Source organism: Arthrobacter sp. sptzw32 (genome assembly GCF_059089735.1).
Genome location: NZ_JBNHEZ010000004.1, coordinates 111,063 through 130,489, shown reverse-complemented (window position 1 = coordinate 130,489; position 19,427 = coordinate 111,063). Strand labels below are relative to the sequence as shown.

At 63.1% G+C, this 19,427-nt stretch carries 18 protein-coding genes; 2 read left to right on the top strand and 16 right to left on the bottom strand.

What is annotated here, in order from left to right; genetic code table 11:
• Window positions 1–25 precede the first annotated feature (25 nt).
• The 7 genes from AC5RVN_RS09540 to AC5RVN_RS09510 form a co-directional block, all read right to left on the bottom strand.
• Window positions 26–1,039 (bottom strand): 5-oxoprolinase subunit C family protein, encoded by a 1,014-nt coding sequence (locus AC5RVN_RS09540; protein WP_494137761.1) that lies wholly within the window; start codon window positions 1,037–1,039, stop codon window positions 26–28.
• Entirely contained in the window at window positions 1,036–1,767 is a 732-nt protein-coding gene (locus AC5RVN_RS09535; RefSeq protein ID WP_494104980.1) for a 5-oxoprolinase subunit B family protein, read from the bottom strand. Before AC5RVN_RS09535 ends, AC5RVN_RS09540 begins: the two co-directional genes overlap by 4 nt.
• A 1-nt stretch (window position 1,768) precedes the next feature.
• A complete protein-coding gene (locus AC5RVN_RS09530) occupies window positions 1,769–2,557 on the bottom strand; it encodes a LamB/YcsF family protein (protein WP_494104979.1) in 789 nt (262 codons plus the stop codon).
• Between the two features lie 307 nt (window positions 2,558–2,864).
• Window positions 2,865–3,680, bottom strand: coding sequence for an ABC transporter permease (locus AC5RVN_RS09525; RefSeq protein WP_494104978.1), 816 nt, complete (start codon window positions 3,678–3,680; stop codon window positions 2,865–2,867).
• Window positions 3,681–3,684: 4 nt separating this feature from the next.
• Window positions 3,685–4,602: an ABC transporter permease gene (locus AC5RVN_RS09520; protein ID WP_494104977.1), complete on the bottom strand. Its 918-nt coding sequence runs from the start codon at window positions 4,600–4,602 to the stop codon at window positions 3,685–3,687.
• Complete coding sequence (locus AC5RVN_RS09515; protein WP_494104976.1) at window positions 4,599–5,717, bottom strand: ABC transporter ATP-binding protein; 1,119 nt, start codon at window positions 5,715–5,717, stop codon at window positions 4,599–4,601. Before AC5RVN_RS09515 ends, AC5RVN_RS09520 begins: the two co-directional genes overlap by 4 nt.
• A gap of 48 nt (window positions 5,718–5,765) precedes the next feature.
• Entirely contained in the window at window positions 5,766–6,848 is a 1,083-nt protein-coding gene (locus AC5RVN_RS09510) for an ABC transporter substrate-binding protein (protein WP_494137760.1), read from the bottom strand.
• 319 nt (window positions 6,849–7,167) lie between these two features.
• Here AC5RVN_RS09510 and AC5RVN_RS09505 point away from each other — a divergent pair, with 319 nt between their 5' ends.
• Window positions 7,168–8,088, top strand: a complete 921-nt coding sequence (locus AC5RVN_RS09505) for a LysR substrate-binding domain-containing protein (RefSeq protein WP_494104974.1) — start codon at window positions 7,168–7,170, stop codon at window positions 8,086–8,088.
• A gap of 512 nt (window positions 8,089–8,600) precedes the next feature.
• Here AC5RVN_RS09505 and AC5RVN_RS09500 read toward each other — a convergent pair.
• On the bottom strand, window positions 8,601–9,278 hold the full coding sequence (locus AC5RVN_RS09500; RefSeq protein WP_494104973.1) for a 4-carboxy-4-hydroxy-2-oxoadipate aldolase/oxaloacetate decarboxylase: 678 nt from the start codon (window positions 9,276–9,278) through the stop codon (window positions 8,601–8,603).
• A gap of 25 nt (window positions 9,279–9,303) precedes the next feature.
• Window positions 9,304–10,512, bottom strand: a complete 1,209-nt coding sequence (locus AC5RVN_RS09495; RefSeq protein WP_494137759.1) for an aspartate transaminase — start codon at window positions 10,510–10,512, stop codon at window positions 9,304–9,306.
• A gap of 233 nt (window positions 10,513–10,745) precedes the next feature.
• Between AC5RVN_RS09495 and AC5RVN_RS09490 the strand changes: the two genes are divergently transcribed.
• Complete coding sequence (locus tag AC5RVN_RS09490) at window positions 10,746–11,258, top strand: hypothetical protein (RefSeq protein ID WP_494104971.1); 513 nt, start codon at window positions 10,746–10,748, stop codon at window positions 11,256–11,258.
• Between the two features lie 501 nt (window positions 11,259–11,759).
• On the opposite strand, the gene AC5RVN_RS09485 is transcribed toward AC5RVN_RS09490, so the two are convergent.
• The 7 genes from AC5RVN_RS09485 to AC5RVN_RS09455 are packed head-to-tail and all read right to left on the bottom strand — an operon-like array spanning window position 11,760 to window position 19,215.
• Window positions 11,760–12,296: a hypothetical protein gene (locus AC5RVN_RS09485; RefSeq protein ID WP_494137758.1), complete on the bottom strand. Its 537-nt coding sequence runs from the start codon at window positions 12,294–12,296 to the stop codon at window positions 11,760–11,762.
• Between the two features lie 13 nt (window positions 12,297–12,309).
• The gene (locus AC5RVN_RS09480) at window positions 12,310–13,788 is read right to left on the bottom strand and encodes a mannitol dehydrogenase family protein (protein ID WP_494137757.1); all 1,479 of its coding nucleotides are present in this window, start codon (window positions 13,786–13,788) and stop codon (window positions 12,310–12,312) included.
• 12 nt (window positions 13,789–13,800) lie between these two features.
• On the bottom strand, window positions 13,801–14,796 hold the full coding sequence (locus AC5RVN_RS09475) for a carbohydrate kinase family protein (RefSeq protein ID WP_494104968.1): 996 nt from the start codon (window positions 14,794–14,796) through the stop codon (window positions 13,801–13,803).
• 57 nt (window positions 14,797–14,853) lie between these two features.
• Window positions 14,854–15,912: an NAD(P)-dependent alcohol dehydrogenase gene (locus AC5RVN_RS09470; protein WP_494104967.1), complete on the bottom strand. Its 1,059-nt coding sequence runs from the start codon at window positions 15,910–15,912 to the stop codon at window positions 14,854–14,856.
• Window positions 15,913–15,953: 41 nt separating this feature from the next.
• Window positions 15,954–16,877 (bottom strand): carbohydrate ABC transporter permease, encoded by a 924-nt coding sequence (locus tag AC5RVN_RS09465; protein ID WP_494104966.1) that lies wholly within the window; start codon window positions 16,875–16,877, stop codon window positions 15,954–15,956.
• Entirely contained in the window at window positions 16,874–17,842 is a 969-nt protein-coding gene (locus AC5RVN_RS09460; protein WP_494137756.1) for a carbohydrate ABC transporter permease, read from the bottom strand. The genes AC5RVN_RS09465 and AC5RVN_RS09460 overlap by 4 nt, the downstream gene beginning before the upstream one ends.
• 20 nt (window positions 17,843–17,862) lie before the next feature.
• Entirely contained in the window at window positions 17,863–19,215 is a 1,353-nt protein-coding gene (locus AC5RVN_RS09455; protein WP_494137755.1) for an ABC transporter substrate-binding protein, read from the bottom strand.
• Between the last annotated feature and the right edge of the window lie 212 nt (window positions 19,216–19,427).

Here is a 19,427-nt window from a genome sequence, read left to right as displayed (position 1 = left end):
GCTTTGGGGGTGAGGCGAGGGGGTTTTAGCTTCCGGCGGCCGGTGCCAGTTGTTGCCAGCCGGGCTGGTTGTTCATGCCCAGGAGTGAGAACACGGTACTGACGGTGGATCGGAGGTTCTCCAGTTCGCGCAGCGCTGCCCGGTGTTTCGCTGTTGCTTCGGGGACGGTGGTTTTGCGGAACTTGATTTTGTGGCCCGGGCGGGCCTGGGCCAGGACGTCGAGGGAGCGGGTGGTGACGACGGCGAGGACGGGGTAGCCTGCGGTGACTCCGCGGCCGCGGTGCAGGACCAGGAGTTCCTCCCGCGATGGCACCTCGACGGCTCCCACCGGGACGCCCCGGGACAGTACCTCAGCGGTGGACTGGCGTTCCGGAAGCGCTCCGCCGAGCCGCAGGCCGATGTGGTTGCTCCGGCCGCTGACGGTGTATTCGGTGTTGTAGAGCAGGTCCGCGGTGCCCCCGAACTCATTCACGTCGGGGCCGTCCGTGACCTCCACTACTGCGGTACTGGTGAATTCCGGCCGGGTCAGGCCCAGGCGGAACAGCGGGAGGTCGAAGTACGGCTGCCGGATGGGCGGGACGCTGCGGAAAGCCTTCAGTTCGGTGCCTTCGGTGAGCCGCAGGCCGAATCCGACGACGGTGTCCGGGGCGCAGCTGCCGAGGAGGACCGGTGCCTGCACGGAGCCGTGAACGGCGATGTAGGCGCGCAGTCCGCCGTTGATCCCGCGCAGTGTCACGGTCTCCCCTGCCCGGACGGATACGGGCTCCCACTGCTGGCACTCGCGCCCGCCCACTGTGAGGTGCAGTGGTGCGCCGGTGACGGCAATAAGGATGTCAGTAGTGGCGCGCATGCGGAAGTCCAGGGCGGTGACCTCCAGCAGCGGCGCGTTATCGCCGTTCGCAACCAGGATGTTGGCCGCCCGGGCTGAGAACTGGTCCAGTGCGCCGTTCACGGGCAGCCCGAACCGCGGGCCACGGAAGCGTCCGAGATCTGTGACCACGGAGTGGCCGGGCTGCTGGATGATCAGGGAGCCGCTCATCGTGCTGCCTCCAACTTGCGGCCGGTGAAGGCCGCGAACTCTTCGGGCTGGATCTGGTGGAAGCGCAGCACATCGCCCGGGACATAGGGAACCAACGGCTCGACCGCGGCGTCGAGGACGGTGAGCGGGGTCTGGCCGATGACGCACCAGCCGCCGGGTGCCACTGCCGGGGCGATGACTGCCTGGCGCCCCGCTACCGATACCGCACCTGCAGGGACGGACACCCGGGGGTCCTTCAGCCGCGGCACGGGGAAGGGAAAATTGGGGCCGTCCATCATGGGCGAGCCGGCGGGTGCACCGAGACAGCGGATCACGTAGGACTTGGCTGTGTGAAGCTCGATGACCTTTTCGACGGATAGCTGCTGCTGCTCGGCTACGCACTCCAGGTCGGGGCCGTACTCGCCGCCATACACCACGGGGACGTTGAACTCTCTGGGTGTACGGGCAGGGGTTCCGGTGAATTCGAGCTGGCGCAGGCCCAACAGGATGAAAGCCCGGACCTGGCGTGCGGATGTGACGCCGGGATCAAATTCCACGAGCAGGGAGTCGTACGTCGGCACCGCGCCGTAGACGCCGTCGGCCCCCACCACCTCAAGCCATGCGGCGAGGGCGTGGACGGTGCCCCAATTGGCCTCCCGGTCCGGGGATGAAGCGACGACGCGCAGTGCGGCGTCCCCGGATTCGAACACCTCCACCGGAGGCAGCGCTGGAGCTGGCGTGGCGGGCATGTCAGACAGCTTCCACTTTGGCTGCCAGGACTTGGGCGAGGGGTGCGATGGTTACGCCTGCTCGTTCCAGTTCTGCGCGGACCTGCTTGGCCAGTTGAACCGCGCCCGGGGTGTCCCCGTGGAGCAGGATGGTGTCGGCGACGATCGGCAGGTCGGTTCCGGCGACGGTCTCGATCAGCCCTTCGCAGACCATACGGATGGTGCGGTCCACGATGATTGAGGAATCGTGGATGACAGCACCTGGGCGGCTGCGCGGCACGAGGGTACCGTCCGCCTCGTAGGCCCTGTCTGCGATTCCCACGATCCCTACCGGAAGCCGGCGGGCTGCGGCCGCGTCGGCAAGCTCGCCGTCCTGTGCCAGGACGATGAGGTCGGCGTTGATGCGGGCGGCGGCGTCAGCCACGGCTTCGGCGTAGTCGGCGCGGGTGGCTACGAGGTTGCCGAGGCGTCCGTGCGGGGCGAGGTGTGCGACGCCGGCGCCGTGGTAGGCGGCGAAGGCACTCAGGGCCCCGAACTGGTACAGGACGTCGTTGCGGACTTCGTCTGCGGTTAGGTCCATGGCGCGGCGGCCGAAGCCCCGCAGGTCCGGAAAGCTGGGGTGCGCCCCGATGCTGACGCCGCGGCGCACGCATTCAGCAACGGTGGCGTTCATGATGTCCGGGTCTCCGGCGTGGAAGCCGCAGGCGATGTTGGCGCTGGACACCACTTCGAGCAGGGCCGCGTCATCGCCCATGGAGTAGGCGCCGAAGCCTTCTCCGAGATCTGCAACGAGATCAACGATGGGTCCCATGTGAGCCCTCCTTCAGGGGTGTTGGCGCAGCGCTGGCACGAAGGCACAGCGTCAGATGCCGGAAGCGGAAGTTTCGGGACCAGCCGGGTGAAGCCTGGCTCCCGTGGCCCGGATTACCGGGCGTGTAGAAAAAGTCTGACACCGGGACTTTGATCACACAAAGACGTAATCGGTGTCACGGGATAGGTGCCAGTTATGACCTGCACCCGTCCTGGACGACGTCCTGCCCGGCCCGCTGTTGCGGACCGGGCAGGTTTTTTCGTTGTGCCGGTTGGGCAGGGGTTTTGGCTTTCGTTCGGACGGAGCCTTAGCGCAGGGCTTTGCGGAGTCCCATCACGCGTTCGACGACGACCACCACCGCGAGGGAGATCAGGATGAGGATCACGGACAGGGCGGCGACGGCGGCATCGGCGGAGTTTTCCACGTATCTCAGCACCTGAACGGGCAGGGTGGGCAGGCCTGATTCGGCCACGAACAGCGAGATCACGGCTTCGTCGAAGGAGACGATGAAGGCAATAACGCCGCCGGCGATCACGCCCGGCTGGATGATGGGCAGGGTCACGCGCCGGAAGACCGTCCAGGAGTCCGCACCGAGGATGCGGGCGGCCGCTTCACAGGATGTGTCGGTGGTGGCAAGGCTCATCAACGTGGTCCGGATGACGAACGGGATGGTGATGGCGACGTGGCCGATGATGATGCCGGCATAGGTGTTGTTCAGCTCCAGCGGACCGAACAGCAGTACCATGCCCAGGGCCAGGACGATGCTGGGGATCAGCAGCGGTGACAGGAAGAACGACTGGACGGCTGCCTTGGCCTTGAACTCGAACCTCTCCAGCGCCAGCGCTGCCGGTACGCCCAGGGCCAGGACGATGAGCGTGACGATGACGGCTACGATCAGGCTGACCTTCATGCCCTCCATGAACGTGCTTTCCTGCGGCAGCATCTCGTACCACTTCAAGGTGAACCCTTCCGGCGGGAAGGACAGGTACTGGTTGGAGGCGAAGGACACCACGAAGACGATCAGCAGTGGCGCCAGCAGGAACAGGTAGAGCAGGAACACCAGCAGCCCGAATGCTGGTTTGGCGGGGTTGAAGCGTGGCTTGAATACCTTGATGTCGCTCACGGTCTCAGCCTCCGATCTTCTTGGTGAGGCGCTGGTAGATTGCGATGATCAGGCCGAACAGCACCAGCAGGATGACGGACAGGGCGGCTGCAAACGGCCAGTTCAGCAGACCGGTGGTTTGGTCGTAGATCTCGGTGGCCAGGACCTGCACGCTGCCGCCGCCCAGGAGCCTCGGCGTGATGAACGTACTGATGGAAAGCACGAATACGAGCAGGAACGCGGTCAGCAGGCCCGGAAGGCACAGCGGGAGCGTGACCCGGGTGAAGACCTTGAACTTGCTGGCTCCCAGGGAACCGGCCGCCTCCTCGAGTTGGGGGCTGAGCCGGCCGAAGCCGGAGATCATGGCCAGGATGGCGTAGGGCATAAAGATTTCCACCAGGCCGATGGTCACGCCGGTCATGTTGTTGGTGAGCTTCAACGGGGTGTCGATCAGGCCGAGTCCGTCCAGGGAGGAATTGACCAGCCCGTTGGTTCCGAGGATGACCATCCAGCCGTAGGTGCGTACCACTGCCGAGGTAAGCAGCGGAGCGATGGCGATGGCGATGAGCAGGCCGCGGTACTTGCTGGTGCTGCGGGCCAGGAAGAGTGCCACCGGGTAGGACACCAGGACGCACAGGATGCCTACGGTGACGCCCATCTGGAAGGTGTCCAAGGTGACGCGCCAGTAGTAGGGGTCGGTCAGGGGCTGGATGTAGGTGTCCAGCGTGAACGTCTCAATGATGACACCGTCCGGGGCGCCCTCGTTGAAGGACATCCGGATCATGTAGGCCAGCGGGAAGACAAAGCTGACCAGCAGGCCGAGAAGACCGGGCAGCAGGAGCGCGAGGTAGGTGCGCCGGTTGCGCCGTTCGGTGGCTTTTTCCAGCTCTCCCTCGCCCCCGGCGGGGGGTTTGTGGATGACCGGAGTCTGGAGGAGGGTCATGCCGCGAGCCTTTCCGCGGGGGCTGGCAGGAGGTAGGCGTCTTCCGCTGCCCAGGAAAGGTAGGCGGCATCGCCGATCCGGGGCAGGTCACCGCTGTTGGTCAGCATTTGGGCCTGCAGTTGCTGGTCACCAACGCGTACGGCCACAGACAGCGCGTCACCGGTGTAACTCACCCGTTCTATGGCCCCGGTCATGGGTGCCCGGGCAGCTCCCGGCTGAAGTGCGACGCCCAGCCGGTGCGGCCGGATGACCAGTTCATGCGTGCTGCCGGAAAGCCCTGAAGCGCCTATGGCACCGAACTGGCCCAGGCCTTCCACGTCGACCTTGTAGTAGCTTTCACCGGACTGGTTTGCCGGTCCGGTTTCAGCGCCCACCCGGGCAGTGAGGAAGTTGGCCTGGCCGATGAAGTTAGCCACGAAATGTGTGCGGGGGCGTTCGTACACCTCTGTGGGGGAACCGAATTGTTCGATCAGGCCGCCGTTCATGACGGCGATCCGGTCGGCCATGTCCAGGGCCTCGTCCTGGTCGTGGGTAACGAAGAGCGTCGTAGCTTTGGTGCGCTGCTGGATGGACCGGATTTCGGTGCGCATGGTTTCGCGGAGCTTTGCGTCCAGGTTGGACAGCGGTTCGTCCAGCAGTAGCAGGGTGGGCTCCACTACCAGGGCGCGGGCCAGTGCGATGCGCTGCTGCTGCCCACCGGAGAGCTCCTTGGTTTGGCGCTTGCCAAGGTGGCCCAGCTGGACCATATCCAGGGCCGCTGCCACGCGGGCTTTTTGTTCTGATTTGGGGGTTTGGCGCATTTCCAGGCCGAAGGCCACGTTCTGTTCAACGTTCATGTGTGGGAAGAGGGCGTAGGACTGGAACACCATGCCCATTCCGCGTTTGTTGACGGGGGTATGCGTGATTTCCTTGCCGTCCACCACGATGGAGCCGGCGGTCGGGTCCATCAGGCCGGCAACCATCCGCAGGGTTGTTGTCTTGCCGCAGCCCGACGGGCCGAGGAGCGCCACCAGGTGCCCCTCCTCCACTTTCATGTTCAGGCGGTCGACGGCCGGCTCCAGACCTGCTGCATATCTTTTGGTCAGATTTTCGATCGACAGTTTTGATTCAGTCACGGGAATTCAGTTCTCCTGAAGGGAAAGTTGGGAGGGGCACCCGGGGTGCTATTTGGTGATGATTTCGCGCTTCCAGGTATCGGTCCACTTGTCGCGGGCCGAGGACAGGAATTCCACATCCAGCGGAACGACGTTCACGGAGCCGTCGGTGGGTACCACGCGGTCCTTCACATCTGCGGGCAGTTCCGCGTTGGTGACGGAGGGTGCGTAGAACAGAGCTTTGGCAAATGCGGTCTGTGCCTCAGCAGAGAGTGCGTAGTCCACAAATGTCTTGGCGGCCGCGGCTTGCGGGGCGTCCTTTACCAGGTTGATGGTGTTGATTTGGTAGACCGTGCCTTCCTCGGGGAAGGTGACGCCCATCTTCTTGTTGCTCTGGTCGCTGTAGAACTGGCCTCGCGCGTTCTGGCCAAGGCCGAGCACCGTCTGGCCGGTAATTACGTTCTGGTACTCGTCCGGGTTGGGCGCAAAGGTTTGAACACCTGGCGCCATCTCCTTCAGGCGGGTCACGGCGGCGTCGATGCTCTTGGTGTAGTCCTCACCTTCCATCTTCGAGGTGATGGCGGTCAGGGACAGTCCCAGCAGGGACGGCGGGGCGTTGACGTTGATTTTGCCCGCGTAGGCCGGATCCCACAGCACCTTCCAGCTCTCGGGCGCCGTCGGGAACGTGGCGGTGTCGTAGAGAAGCCCGACAGCGTCCAGCATGGCCACGGGGCCGTACCCTTCCTTGTCCCGGAACTTCTCAGGGACGTTCGCCAGGTTCGGAACGCTTGCCTCGTCCACTTTTTCAAACAGGCCCTGCTTGTTGCCGGTGGTGGAGACCGAGTTGTCCATGATCGCCACGTCGGTTGCGGGGTTGTTCTTTTGGCCCTGCAGTGCGCTGAGCATCTCAGCGGAGGACCGCTTGGACGAGTAGTTGATCTTGATGTCCGGGTACTTCGCCTGGAACGGTTCGATCACTGCGGCGGTGTACTGGTCCTGCCACACACCGGAGTAGGCGATCAGGTTCACTTCACCTGACGTGGCGCTGCCGCTGCTGGCGGCTTCGTTGCCGCCCCCGCAGGCAGACAGTGCCAGCACCGCCGCGGAAAGCGCGGCCACGGCTGCCATTTTGCCTTTGATTGTTGTTCGCATTTGTCATCTCTTTCTAAGGAAGAATCCGTTTACTGTTGCCGGCGGACTCTTGGGTGCTCCGATGTTATGGAGTGCATATTTCGGAAATGTTAAGGAAAACGTTTATGTCAGTAAAAGCCGCTTTTATGCAGAATGCATCTGACGCCATCACAGAATTGCATGTCTGCCCGGAGGGGTAGAATGTACTGCCAGTGAAATAGCGATCTGAACTCAACCTAGTGTCAGAGATGTGCATCACACAAAGACCAGTTGCATATCCCTTCATAGCATCCGGTTATGACCTATACGGGTTCAGGACGCCGCAGAGAGAGAAGGCGGCATGGATACGCGGAAGCTTGCGTACTTTGTGCAGATTGTGGACTCGGGAAGCATCACCAAGGCCGCGGCGGCGCTGCATGTGGCCCAGCCGGCACTGAGCCAGCAGGTGTCAGCGTTAGAGGCTGAGCTCAAGCAACGACTGCTGATCCGCAGCAAGCAGGGTGTAACACCCACTGCCGCCGGACGCACGCTGTACAGGCACGCCCAGTCCATCCTGCGCCTCGTCGACCAGGCGAGGCTGGACGTCGCCAAGTCCGGGGCAGCACCGTCAGGGCGCGTTTCCATTGCGATCGCGCCGTACAGCATGGCATCAAGTCTGACGCCCAGGATCATCACCGAAGTGGCCAGCAGGTACCCCGACATCACCCTGCACGTCACCGAAATCTATGGCGGCGTGCTCAGCGAAGCCATCAAGAACGGCCGGCTGGACATGGCGCTCATCTACGAGCCGGGCGCGATCCGCGGCGTCCAGTTCACCACGATGATCGTGGAAGATCTCCACTTTGTCGTCAACGCAAAAAGAGCAGACGTTAACCATGCAGACGGTCAGATCTCCCTTGAAGAGGTGGCCCGCCACGGGCTCTTCCTGCCCGAGCAAATCCACACCCTTCGCCAGGCCGTGGAAGCCGGTTTCACCAGCAAGGGCCTGAAGATCCTGCTCGTGGGTGAAGTGGAATCCGTTCCGTCGCTTGCCCGGCTGCTGCGGGCGGATTTGGGCGCCACCATCTTGCCCAAGTCCGCCGCGGACGCCCTCTTCCACGAAGAGGACTTCCATGTACTGCGCATCAAGGATCCGGCGCTTCAGTGCAAGATCGCCCTGTGCACGCCTGACCATGACCCTCTTTCCGAGGCGGCAGCCGCGGTTCTCCTGGTGCTGAAGGAAATGCTCCAGGAAATGCTCAGTACCAAATACGCAAGATAGCCGCTCCATACCGTTCGCTTATTGGGGCACGCATCATTCGTCTTAGCGCCCTTACGCTCCTGATCCTAAGATTAATTCATGACCGGGAAACAGCGGTCAATTCATTCTTTTAAGGATTAATTGGGAGTAAACCGTGAAAAAAATCAACACCCTCCGGAAAATTTCGGGAAACAGCCGGGGTTTGATGGCTAAAACCGGTTTCCACTGCCCCGCAAACGGTTTTTGGCGTCCGGAGGACCGCTCCATGGAACCTGTCTTCGTTTTCGAAGGCAGCATCATGCCAGCTGGCAGGGGTGGATCCACGCTATGGCTCCTCGAGGACGCCGTGGTCGGTCCTCCAACCCACGTGCTTCCACAGCGGTAAACCGCTACTTTGCACTACTTCTCCGGGGAGGGCCCGGTGTCTGTCCAAGGCGCCGGGCCTCCCTCTTGTGTTGGAGGGCGCGTCCAACAGGGAGGGCATGCCGGTGCCGCCGCCCGGGCATACCCGGACGGCGGCAGCACTGGTGCTGCTAGGCCTGTTCGACCAGCAGTCCCTTAACTTTCAGGACCTCGGTCAGGTTGCACAGGTCGATGGTGGTCCCCCCGGCCTTGTACAGGCCGATGAGCTCACGCTCGGCGTCTTCACGTTCCTGTGAGAGACGGATGACTTCCTCAATTTCTTCCTTGCGGACTACCACCACCCCGTCAGCATCCCCGCGAAGGACGTCGCCGGGGTAGATGATCTCGTCCCCGAAGACCACCGGGTGGTTGATGGGGCCGATGGTTTCCTTGACGGTGCCCTTAATGCAGATGCTGCCGGAGAAAACGGGAAGCCCAAGTTCAATGAGGTCCTGGGTGTCGCGGACGCCGGAATCCGTCACGAGGCCGGCCAGTCCTTTGGCTTTCATCGCGTTGCCAAGGACGTCGCCGAAGGTGCCGGCTTCCTCGTACTCCCCTGCGGCGGCCAGGATAACGTCACCGGGCTGTGCATAGTGGATGGCAACCTGCAGCATGAGGTTGTCCCTCGGTGCGCAGCGGACCGTGGTGGCGGGGCCGCAGAAGGACATGGACCTGTCGATGGGCTTGATCCGTGAACTGAGGGCTCCCTTGCGTCCCTGTGCCTCGTGGATGGTGGCTGACGAAAATTTCGCGAGCCGGCTGACGGCCTCCGCGTTGGGGCGGTCGATGGTGGTTTTGACGTGAATCACGGCGATTTTCCTTAGGTGGGTTGGGTCAGCTGAGGGCCTGGACGGCCTTGTCAATGGCAGCGATGGATTCTTCGATAATGTCCAGGCTCGTGGCGTAGGAGACGCGGAAGTACGGGCCCAGTCCGTAGGCAGATCCCTGGATGACCGCCACAGAGGCCTCATCGAGCAAGTACAGGACAAAGTCCTGGTCATCGCGGATCACGGTGCCGGCCGGAGTCGTCTTGCCGATGACCCCCGCACAGTTGACGTACGCATAAAACGCGCCATCCGGCGTCGTGCACGACAGGCCGTCCACCGCGTTCAAGGCTGCTACGGCGGTATCCCGGCGGCTGCGGTACGTTTCAACGCTTTCCTGGACAAAGCCTTGGTCGCCCGTGAGCGCAGCGGCCGCTGCTGCCTGGCTCACCGAAGAAGGGCAGGAGGAGATCTGGGACTGCAGCTTGTTGATTGCAGCAATCAGCGGCGCTGGACCGGCTGCATACCCGAGCCGCCAGCCGGTCATAGCGTAGGCCTTGGACACGCCGTTCACCGCCAGAACCCGGACCTTGAGTTCCTGGGCCACCTCAACCAAACTCGCAAGCTTGCCTTCGCTAAAGTAGATCTGGTCATAAATTTCGTCGGTCAGGACGTAGACCTGCGGGAAGGCGGCCAGAACGTCAGCGAGTGCCCGCAGTTCAGTCCGCGAGTAGACGGCGCCGGTCGGGTTGGACGGTGCGTTGAGGATGATCCACTTGGTGCGCTGGGTGATCGCGCTGGCCAAAGCGTCGGGCGTGAGCTTGAACCCCGTGTCCTCGCCACAGGGAACGATTACGGGTGTCCCTTCGTTGGCCAGGACCATGTCCGGGTAGGAGACCCAGTAGGGGGCGGGGATGATTACCTCATCACCGGCATTGAGGGAAGCCATGAAGGCTGTGAAGATGACCTGCTTTGCTCCACCACCGATGGTGATCTCAGCCGGCGTGTAGTGCAGACCGGTCCGGAGTTCAAGCGTCTGCAGGATCGCCTTCTGTAGGGCCGGGGTTCCCGTGACTGACGTGTACTTGGTTTCGCCACGGCGGATGGCTTCGACGGCGGCTGCCTTGATGTGCTCAGGGGTGTCAAAGTCAGGCTCACCGACTGTCAGGTCTAGGATGCGTCGCCCTTCTGCTTTCAGCTCACGCACACGGGCCGCGGCGGCCACGCTGGCGGATGACTTGATGCGGGATACTCGCGATGCAGGTTCAAATTTAGGCATGGTCTCTTCCTAAGGAGTCAGGAGCCGAGCGGTACTCGTTTCCTTCGACCCTAGGGACAACGGGCTGGTATGGATAAGACCTAAAGTGCGTGGACGGATAAGCGTCCCTTATGGCTAGCTGACCCACAGTTTCCGGTTATGGGTCCACGCACTATTGGTATTTCCGCGGGAACGTCCATCTGTCTAGCCTTTGAATTTGCCCATCCGGCAGTATCCGAAACCGAGGAGTGCTCTTGGCCGTAGAACATCACGCCGGGAGCGGTTATTACCGCTACCGGAGAAAACCCAAACCTGACAAGACAGCGCTTGAGGCGGAAAAGCTTCGGAAGCTGCTCAAGGCGAATCGGGCGCGGCTCGCCTTCATCGCAAGCAGCAGCCGCCCCCTGTCCGGGCGCCTAAACCAACACGTCGCGCAAGCACTCTGCGATGGAATGAAGGTCACTAGGTTAGCCAAAGCCGCGGGACTGTCGCGATGGACCATCAGGACCATTGGGCTGTCCTACGATGACCTCGTGCCATCAGGCGAACCGCCCGAAAATCAATGTCTCCTGATTGAGTCGCTCAGGGCCGAGCTGGCGCAGCTCGAGAAATCGAAGGCAGTCCTAGAGGGACAGCGGCTGAAGTTACTGGCTGCGGCACGGCGCCTTGGAGCTATGGACGACTTCGAACTCGCCGCACTTAGCGGACTCCACAACGAGGCCATCCGCAAGCTGACCCGGGGCCTTCAGCCTCAAACATTGGCGTAGGACGAAATGTGCAGTGCTTGGATGAGTTTTAGCTAAACACCACAGAGCCCACCAGAGCCAGTTACAAAACTCTGGTGCACCTCGCCGTCGACAACCAAGGCTTACGAAACTGCAGAAGCACTAGGAATTACTTCTCCGCTCTACCGTGAGACAGTACGGTGCCGCCACCCACAGCCGGGGACAATTCACATAGGTTATCCACCGCTACTGCTGCCGGGGAGCTACCCCAACGGCTCCGAATTCCCAGCCGTGGATAACCTGAATTGACCCCAGCCATGGACGGATTAGAGTCGCCACCAGTTCCGGCCGTGTGATCAGCAAGCACGGGTTTGCCCGGCCGAGGCAGGTTGACGGAATCACGGTTATCGGCTCTTCTAAAGACGGCTAGGGGAGAGGTCTAAGGCACTGGACGCCAGCGTCTGGGCCGCGCCCGGTCCTTGTTATTGGCGCGGTCGGAGAGCAGGAACGCCCGCGTGCTCGGATCTGCCCCGCAGGCGGTAATCACACGACTTGAAGGTGCTGTTGTTGAACGCGGAGGCGCTCCTCAATGATGCCGATATTCTTTAGGGTGACTGCCGAGCAGGAGAACGCTACCAAGCTGAATACGGTGGATGCCAAGGCACTCGCGAAGAAGAAGACGCGGCCGGCGGGGTACATGAAGAGGCCGTACATTTCCATGGCCAACACTGCCCCCGTGGCAGTTGGCAGGCTGCGGAGAATCATTTCCAGCAAAGCGCGGAGCCGGGAGAGCTCTCCGCTCCAATCGCTGAAGATGCTTGCGATTGGAAGCACTCCGGAGCGGATGGCGTAGCGGAAAACGTCGGCATGTGCATCCGGCAAAGCGCTGATCGGTTCGGGTGCCGGCGATGGCCGGACCAGTGCAAGGAACCCTCCGGCGAGCAGCGCGAACGTACCGGGCAGGTGGTCCAGGTACGTTGTGTCCGGATGGAGTTCAAGCTGCAATACCAAGCAGCAGGGAAGACCAAAGACGACCCCGGCAGCCAAAGCCCACTGCAGCATGACTGTGAACGTTTTCATCCGCCGTGATCTGTCAGGAGCCCGACACCACAGATGCCAAGGTCGCCCTGGCGCCCCCAGTGTGGAGGTCATCCAAAGCCGTCCCGAACGCGGCCACGAAACGTGCGTTGTCGATGAGATCACCGAAAAGTTCCCGGTTGGAGACGAAGGCCAGCGGTTCATCACGCTGACGCGCTGCCGCGGCCATCACGTCCGTCTTGAGCCGGTCCACCACGTCAATCGGGTTTCCCTGTTCGTCGGTACCTTCGGCGTATCGGGCCCAGCTGGCCACGATAGCGGCCGAGCGGTGGATCTGGCCGCCGTGTTCGAGGTTGATGCGGATGACCGGTAGCAGCCACTTGGGGATCCGGTCTGAGCTCTCGGCGCAGAGGCGCGCAAGGGTGTCCCGGACGTGTTCGGTGGAAAACCGCTCAATGAGGGTGCGCTTGTAATCGGTGAGGTCTATGCCCGGGACGGGGTGCAGGGTGGGGGTGGCTTCCTGGTCCATGTAGTCGAGCAGGAACTGGGCGAAGAGCGGGTCTTGGGCGACTTCGTGGGCGTAACGGTAGCCGGCGAGGTAGCCGAAGTAGCACATGCCCTGGTGGCTGGCGTTGAGCAGGCGGAGCTTCATCAGCTCGTAAGGCTCGACGTCCTCTACGAGCTGGACTCCGGCGTCTTCGAAGGGCGGGCGGCCGAGGCTGAAGTTATCCTCCAGTACCCACTGTTCGAACGGCTCGCACACCACAGGCCAGGCGTCCTCCACCTCGAACTCTTTGGCAATCGCCGTGCGGTCGGCGTCGGTGGTTACCGGGGTTATGCGGTCCACCATGCTGTTGGGGAAAGGGACGTGCTCCATCATCCACCTGCCCAGGCCCGGGTCCTTCAGGGTGGCGAACGCGGTGAACATCTTCCGCGCTACGTCACCGTTGCCCTGAATGTTGTCGCAGGACATTACGGTGAAGGGTGCCAGGCCGCGGGCACGACGGCGGGACAGGGCTTCGGCGATCAGGCCGAAGGTCGTCCGGGGTGCAGCTCCGGGCCGAAGGTCGTGGACCACGTCAGGATTCTCGGCGTCGAACTCCCCGGTGACGTGGTGGAAGTTGTAGCCACCCTCGGTCACGGTCAACGAGACGATGCGGACGGTCTCGGAAGCCATCTTCTCGATCACAGCTTCGGGGTCCTCGGGGGCGAAGAGGTACTCGATGATTGAGCCGATGACCCGTGCTTCACGGCTCCCATCCGGGCTCTTGACCATCAGGGTGTACAGGCAGTCCTGGCTTTCCATGACCTGCTTCATCCGGGCGTCCCCGGGCAGAACGCCCACCCCACAGATAGCCCAGTCGTAAGCCTTGCCGGCGCTCATCAGCCGGTCCAGGTACAACGCCTGATGTGCGCGGTGGAAACCACCGACACCGAAATGGACGATCCCGGCAGTGAGTTTCGTTCGGTCATAGGCAGGTTTTGCCACAGTTTCAGGCAGCGCGCGAAGTAAGCCGGCGGTGAGTGTGGGCATTTTGGCGTCCTCCTAAGCCGTGTGCGTTGCGGTCAATGGGTGCAGTTCCGCGGTGGTGGGTGGATTGGCGCCCTGCCGCGAGCAGGTAATGGCTGCCGCTTTGTTCGCATAGGCGGCCAGCGCCTGCAGATCCGATGATGCAAGACTGCGAAGGCGTGACCTGGCGGAGGCGCCTAGGAGGTCCAGCTGTGCAAGGCCGGAGATGAGGGCGGCCATGAAGGAATCCCCCGCCCCTACGGTGTCTGCCACGACGATGGCCTCCCCTGGCAGTTCCACACGGCCCTGCCTGCTCAGGAGTACGGGCCCCTCTGCGCCGCGGGTCAGGGCCACCAGCGACGGGCCGAGCTCCAGCCAGGCAGCCAATGACTCGTCCGGGGTCCTGTTGGGGTAGAGCCACTGCAGGTCCTCATCACTGGCCTTGACGATGTCACTGACGGCGACAAAATCTTCAGCAGCCTGCCGGGCATGGGCGACGTCGCTGCTGATGGCCGGTCGACTGTTGGGGTCGAAGCTGATGGTGGCGTGAGGGCGTGCCGCCTCGACCAGGTTCCGTACTGTTTTGTCCCCGGGGGACAAAACAGTGGCAATCGAGCCGGTGTGGACATGGTGCGAGCCTTCCACTGCTGCTAGGGCGGGAATGGAGGCTCCGTTGATGTCCCAGCCGATGGAGAACCGATATGTGGCGGCGCCCGCCGCGTCGAGGGAAGCTACCGCGGTTGAGGTGGGCAGGGAACCGCTCACCAGGGTGTCCACCCCGTTGCTGCTGAGGTGCCCGGCGATGAGCCGCCCGTGCGGGTCGTCGGAGAAGTGCGTGACGAGTTTGGTACTGAGGCCCAGCCGGGCGCATCCGACCGCCACGTTCAGAGGACTGCCACCGGGTTGGACCTCCCGCGCATTGGCCCCCTGTCCCGGGTCCTCGATGATGTCCACCAGGGATTCGCCGATAACGGTCACCAATGATTGATCATCGGCATCCCCGGCCACAAGGGGGTTCTGTCGTTTTTGCATGGCTGCTTCCTCGCAGGTCAGTGCTTGATGTTCTTGCCGGTACTCCGGGTTGCGTGCTTAGCGGCCGGGGTAGACGACGGCTTTGAGCTGGCCGGGCTGCTTGCCGGCCTTGAGCGCCTCTTCCGACTCGGCGAGGGAGAACTTGCCGGTGACCAGGATGTCCAGGTCCACCTTCCCGTCCGCAATCAGCTGGATGGCCAGAGGCCAGGTGTTGGTGTAGCGGAATACGCCGGAGAGCCAGATTTCGCGGTTCTGGAGGTAGGAGACCGGTAGTTCGACGTCATCGGCCCCCAGGCCGACAAGGATAACGCGGCCGGCCGGAGCTACGGCCTTGATGCCTGACCGGACCGCCTGTGGCGCGCCGGAGGCATCGATGAAGGCGTCGACGTCGAGCCCTTCGACACTGTCGGTCCTGGCGTTGAGCGCGTGCGTAGCGCCGTGTTCGAGGGCGAACGCGAGGCGGTCTTCGGCGATGTCGCTGATGTAGATTTCGGTTGCACCAAAGGCGCGGGCGGCCTGGGCAGCGATGATGCCGATGGGACCGGCGCCGGCAATCAGCACCCGGCTCCCGGGGCGGATCTCGGCGCGTTCGCAGGCCCAGAGGCCCACGGAAAGCGGTTCGATGAGGGCGGCTGCTTCGTCGCTGACGCTGTCGGGGATGTCGTAAGCGAAGTCGGACTGGATGGTGACGTACTCGGCAAATGCACCGTCGATCGGCGGGGTGGCGTAGAACTCGATGTCCGGGCAGAGGTTGTAGCGGCCAGCCTTGCATTGCTTGCACGTCCGACAGGGGCGCTGTGGTTCAACGGCGACGCGCTGGCCGATGCGGGCGGGGTCAACAGCGGTGCCGACGGCGGCGATCCGTCCGGAGAGTTCGTGTCCGAGGATGAGCGGGTGGTCCACGACGTAGGGGCCGATCCGGCCGTGTTCGTAGTAGTGCACGTCGCTTCCGCAGACGCCGACGGCGGCGACTTGGACCAGGACCTGGTCGGCGTCGAGCTGCGGGAGGGGCAGGGTTTCCATCGCCATGTCGCCCTGGCTCTTGAGGATGTTGGCCCGCATAGTTGCGGGCAAGCCGGAACCGGTGGCGGCTGACTGGGTGGTTGTTGTTGTCATCGAAGTATTCCTTGAGAAGAGTTTGGCGGGGAACCGGCTGACTATTTGACGGCGCCGAGGGAGAGTCCCTGGACGAGTTTGTCCTGGGCGGCGAAGCCTGCGAACAGCACTGGAAGGGAGATGACGACGGCGGCGGCGCAGACCTGGGCGAGGAACAGGCCCTGGCCGGAGACGAAGCCGGTGAGGAACACCGGGGCGGTGCCTGCCACGACGCCGGTTAGAACCCGGGCCAACAGGAGTTCGTTCCAGCTGAAGATGAAGCAGATCAGGGCGGTGGCGGCGATGCCCGGCATCGCGACAGGGGCGATGATTTTGCGGAGGATGAGCAGGAGGTTGGCGCCGTCGATCTGTGCGGCTTCCAGCATCTCTTCCGGGACTTCGGCGAGGAAGGAGCGCATCATCCAGACGGCGATGGGCAGGTTCATGGAGGTGTACATCAGGATCAGGAACCAGATGTTGTCCAGGGCTCCGACGGTTCGTGCGAAGAGGTAGAGCGGCAGGATGGCCGCGACCACGGGCATCATCTTGGTGGAGAGGAAGAAGAACATCACGTCGGTCCACTTCTTCACCGGCCGGATGGAGAGCGCATATGCGGCGGGGAAGGCCAGGAGCAGCACGAGGACCGTGGACAGGATCGAGGCGGTGGCGGAGTTGATCAGCGACGGCCAGGGGCTAACGCCGGAGGTTTCGCCGAAGAATTCCCGGTACGCGTCCAGGGTCAGGTTCGCTGCGATGGAGGGCGGGTTCGTGGCCGCGTCGGTTTCGGAGTGGAACGAGGTGAGGATCATCCACAGGACCGGGACTGCGAAGAGCAGCGCGAGCAGCCAGGCCGCGATGCCGGCAGCGGTGTTGTTGCGGGTGGGGTCCATGCGTGCTTTGCCGCGGCGGCGTGGGGTGCGGCCGGTGTTCAGCGCGGTGGGGCCGGGAGGGGTGCTCTGCGGTGCAGCGGGGGTGAGGGTGCTCATCGTGCTGGCTCCTTCTTGAAGAGTGAAAAGACGGTGCGGAGTGCGAAGGTAGCCACGATGATGGTGCCGATGACCACTACGACGCCGGCGGCGGACGCCAGGCCGTATTCGTTGGCGAAGTAAAACGTCTGGTAGATCGCGTAGGGCAGGTTGGCCGTGCCGAGGCCACCTGCGGTGAGCGTGAAGACGGCGTCGAAGTTCTGCACGATGTAGATCGCTCCGAGCAGCCCGCCGAGTTCCAGGTACTGGCGCAGGTGCGGCAGGGTCAGGTGGCGGAAGATCGCCCAGGGTGTAGCGCCGTCCATCTGGGCAGCTTCCACGGTGTCCATGGGGCGGGACTGCAGTCCGGCCAGCAGGATCAGCATCATGAACGGCGTCCACTGCCAGACCAGGGAGAGGATCACTGCCATCATGGGTGCCTGCGAAAGCAGATCCAGCTGCGGTGCCGCGGCGCTGCCGAACAGGGACCACACCCAGGTGAGGATGCCGTTGATCAGCCCGTAGGTGGGGTTGAGCAGGGCGTGCTTCCAGATCAGGGCCGCTGCCACGGGAACCACCAGGAACGGCGCGATCAGCAAGGTCCGGGCCAAGCCGCGGCCGATAAACTTCTTGTCCAGCAGCAGGGCCAGCCCCAGGCCGATGAGCAGACTGATCAGCACCACGGAAACAGTGAGGAGGATCGTGGTGAAGATCGCCTGGCGCAGGTCAGGATCCGTGAGAACGGTGGCGTAGTTCTCGAAGCCGGCGAAGGCGGTCTTGTCCGGGCTGAGGCTGTTCCAGTTCATGAACGAGATGATCAGCGTCACCACGAACGGAAGCTGGGTGACCAGGATGAGGAAGACCAGGGCCGGGAGCAGCGGTGCACGCCGTGCCCAGGCCAGGGCGCGTTCGCGCGACTTGGCGTCTCGTGAGGGTTTGACTGCATTGCGTCCCGGGCGGGAGATGCGCGCCGTTGCGGTTGTCATGATGTTCTCCTGCGGTTCGGTTAGGGCTGCTTGTACTTGTTGCCGACCTTTTGGGCGGCTTCCTGGCCCTTGGCCAGCGCGTCAGCCACGCTGCCTTGGCCGGCGATGGCAGAGCTGACGCCCTGGGAGACGTTGGTGCCCAGGGCGGCGAATTCGGGGATGCCGACAAACTGGATGCCAACGGCGGGACGTTCCTGCGCGCCGGGGTTCTTCGGATCGGCGTTCTCGATGGCGAAGCGTTCCGCCTCGAAAAACGGTGCGGCCTTCTGGAACTCAGCGTTTTCGTAGGTGGAGATGCGCTTGCCGGACGGGACCTTCGCCCAGCCAAGCTCGGAAGCGACGAGTTCCTCATAGTCCTTCGAGCTGGCCCAGGCGATGAACTTCTCGGCAGCGTCCTGCTTCTTGGAAGCGGCCTGCATGGCCCAGGACCAGGTCCACAACCAGCCGGAAGACTTGGTTTCCTTCACGGGCGCCTGGGCATAACCGATCTTGCCCTTCACCGGAGAGTCCTCAGCTTCTAAGGCCCCAGCAGCGGAAGTTGCGTCGTACCACATGGCCACGTTGCCCTGGCTCATGTTGTTCAGGCACTCGGTAAAGCCGGCCTGCGCGGCCCCTGCTTCACCGTGCTCGCGGACCAGCCTCGTGTAAAACTCCACAGCTTCGGTGAACTCGGGGCTGTTGACCTGGGCGTTCCAGTCCTTGTCGAACCAGGTCCCGCCGAAGGTGTTCACCACCGTGGTCAGGGGTGCGAAGACCTGGCCCCAGCCCGGCTGGCCGCGCAGGCAGATGCCTTTCATACCAGGTTCCGCGCCGTCGACTTTCGCCGCTATCTCGGCGACCTCGTCCCAGGTGGGTTTCGCCGGCATGGTCAGGCCCTTGGCCTCCAGGATGTCCTTGCGGTACATCAGGAATGAGGACTCGCCGTAGAACGGTTCGCCGTAAAGCTTGCCGTCCTCGCCCGTCAGGGACGCGGTGTAGGCGGGCAGGATGTCGTCCTGGTCAAACTCCGGATCCTTGGCCACATCATCCAGCGGGGCGAGCCAGCCGTTCGCGGAATAGAACGGGATTTCGTAGTTGGAGAGGGACGCGACGTCGTACTGGCCGGCCTGGCTGGAGAACTCCTGGCTGATCTTGGCCCGGACGTCGTTCTCGGGCAGGATCGTGTAATTGACCCTGATCCCGGTTTCCTTGGTGAAGTTCTCTGCTGTGAGCCGTTGCAGGTCCTCCATCTGGGGGTTGTTCACCATCAGGACACTGATGCTGTTCGGGTCTCCGGCGGAATTGCCGCCGCCGGCACCTGCGCAGGCCGAGGCACTGAGGGCAATGCAGAGGGCTCCGGCGGACACGACGGCAGCGCGCGTTTTCGGGCGCATAAAGGACTCCTTTGTTCTTCAAGGGTGCACAGTCACCGCATAACGACTGCTGTGTCGATGCCGGACCGGGTGAGGCGACTACGACCGGGAAATCCGGGGCGCCGCTCTCTTGTTCCTCAACATTAGGGCTGTGGGGTAAGGCACAACTAGCGTCCTGGTTGCCTATTTCTGATACTATTTTTCCCGCCCTTCACTCCGAGGCAGCCATTACT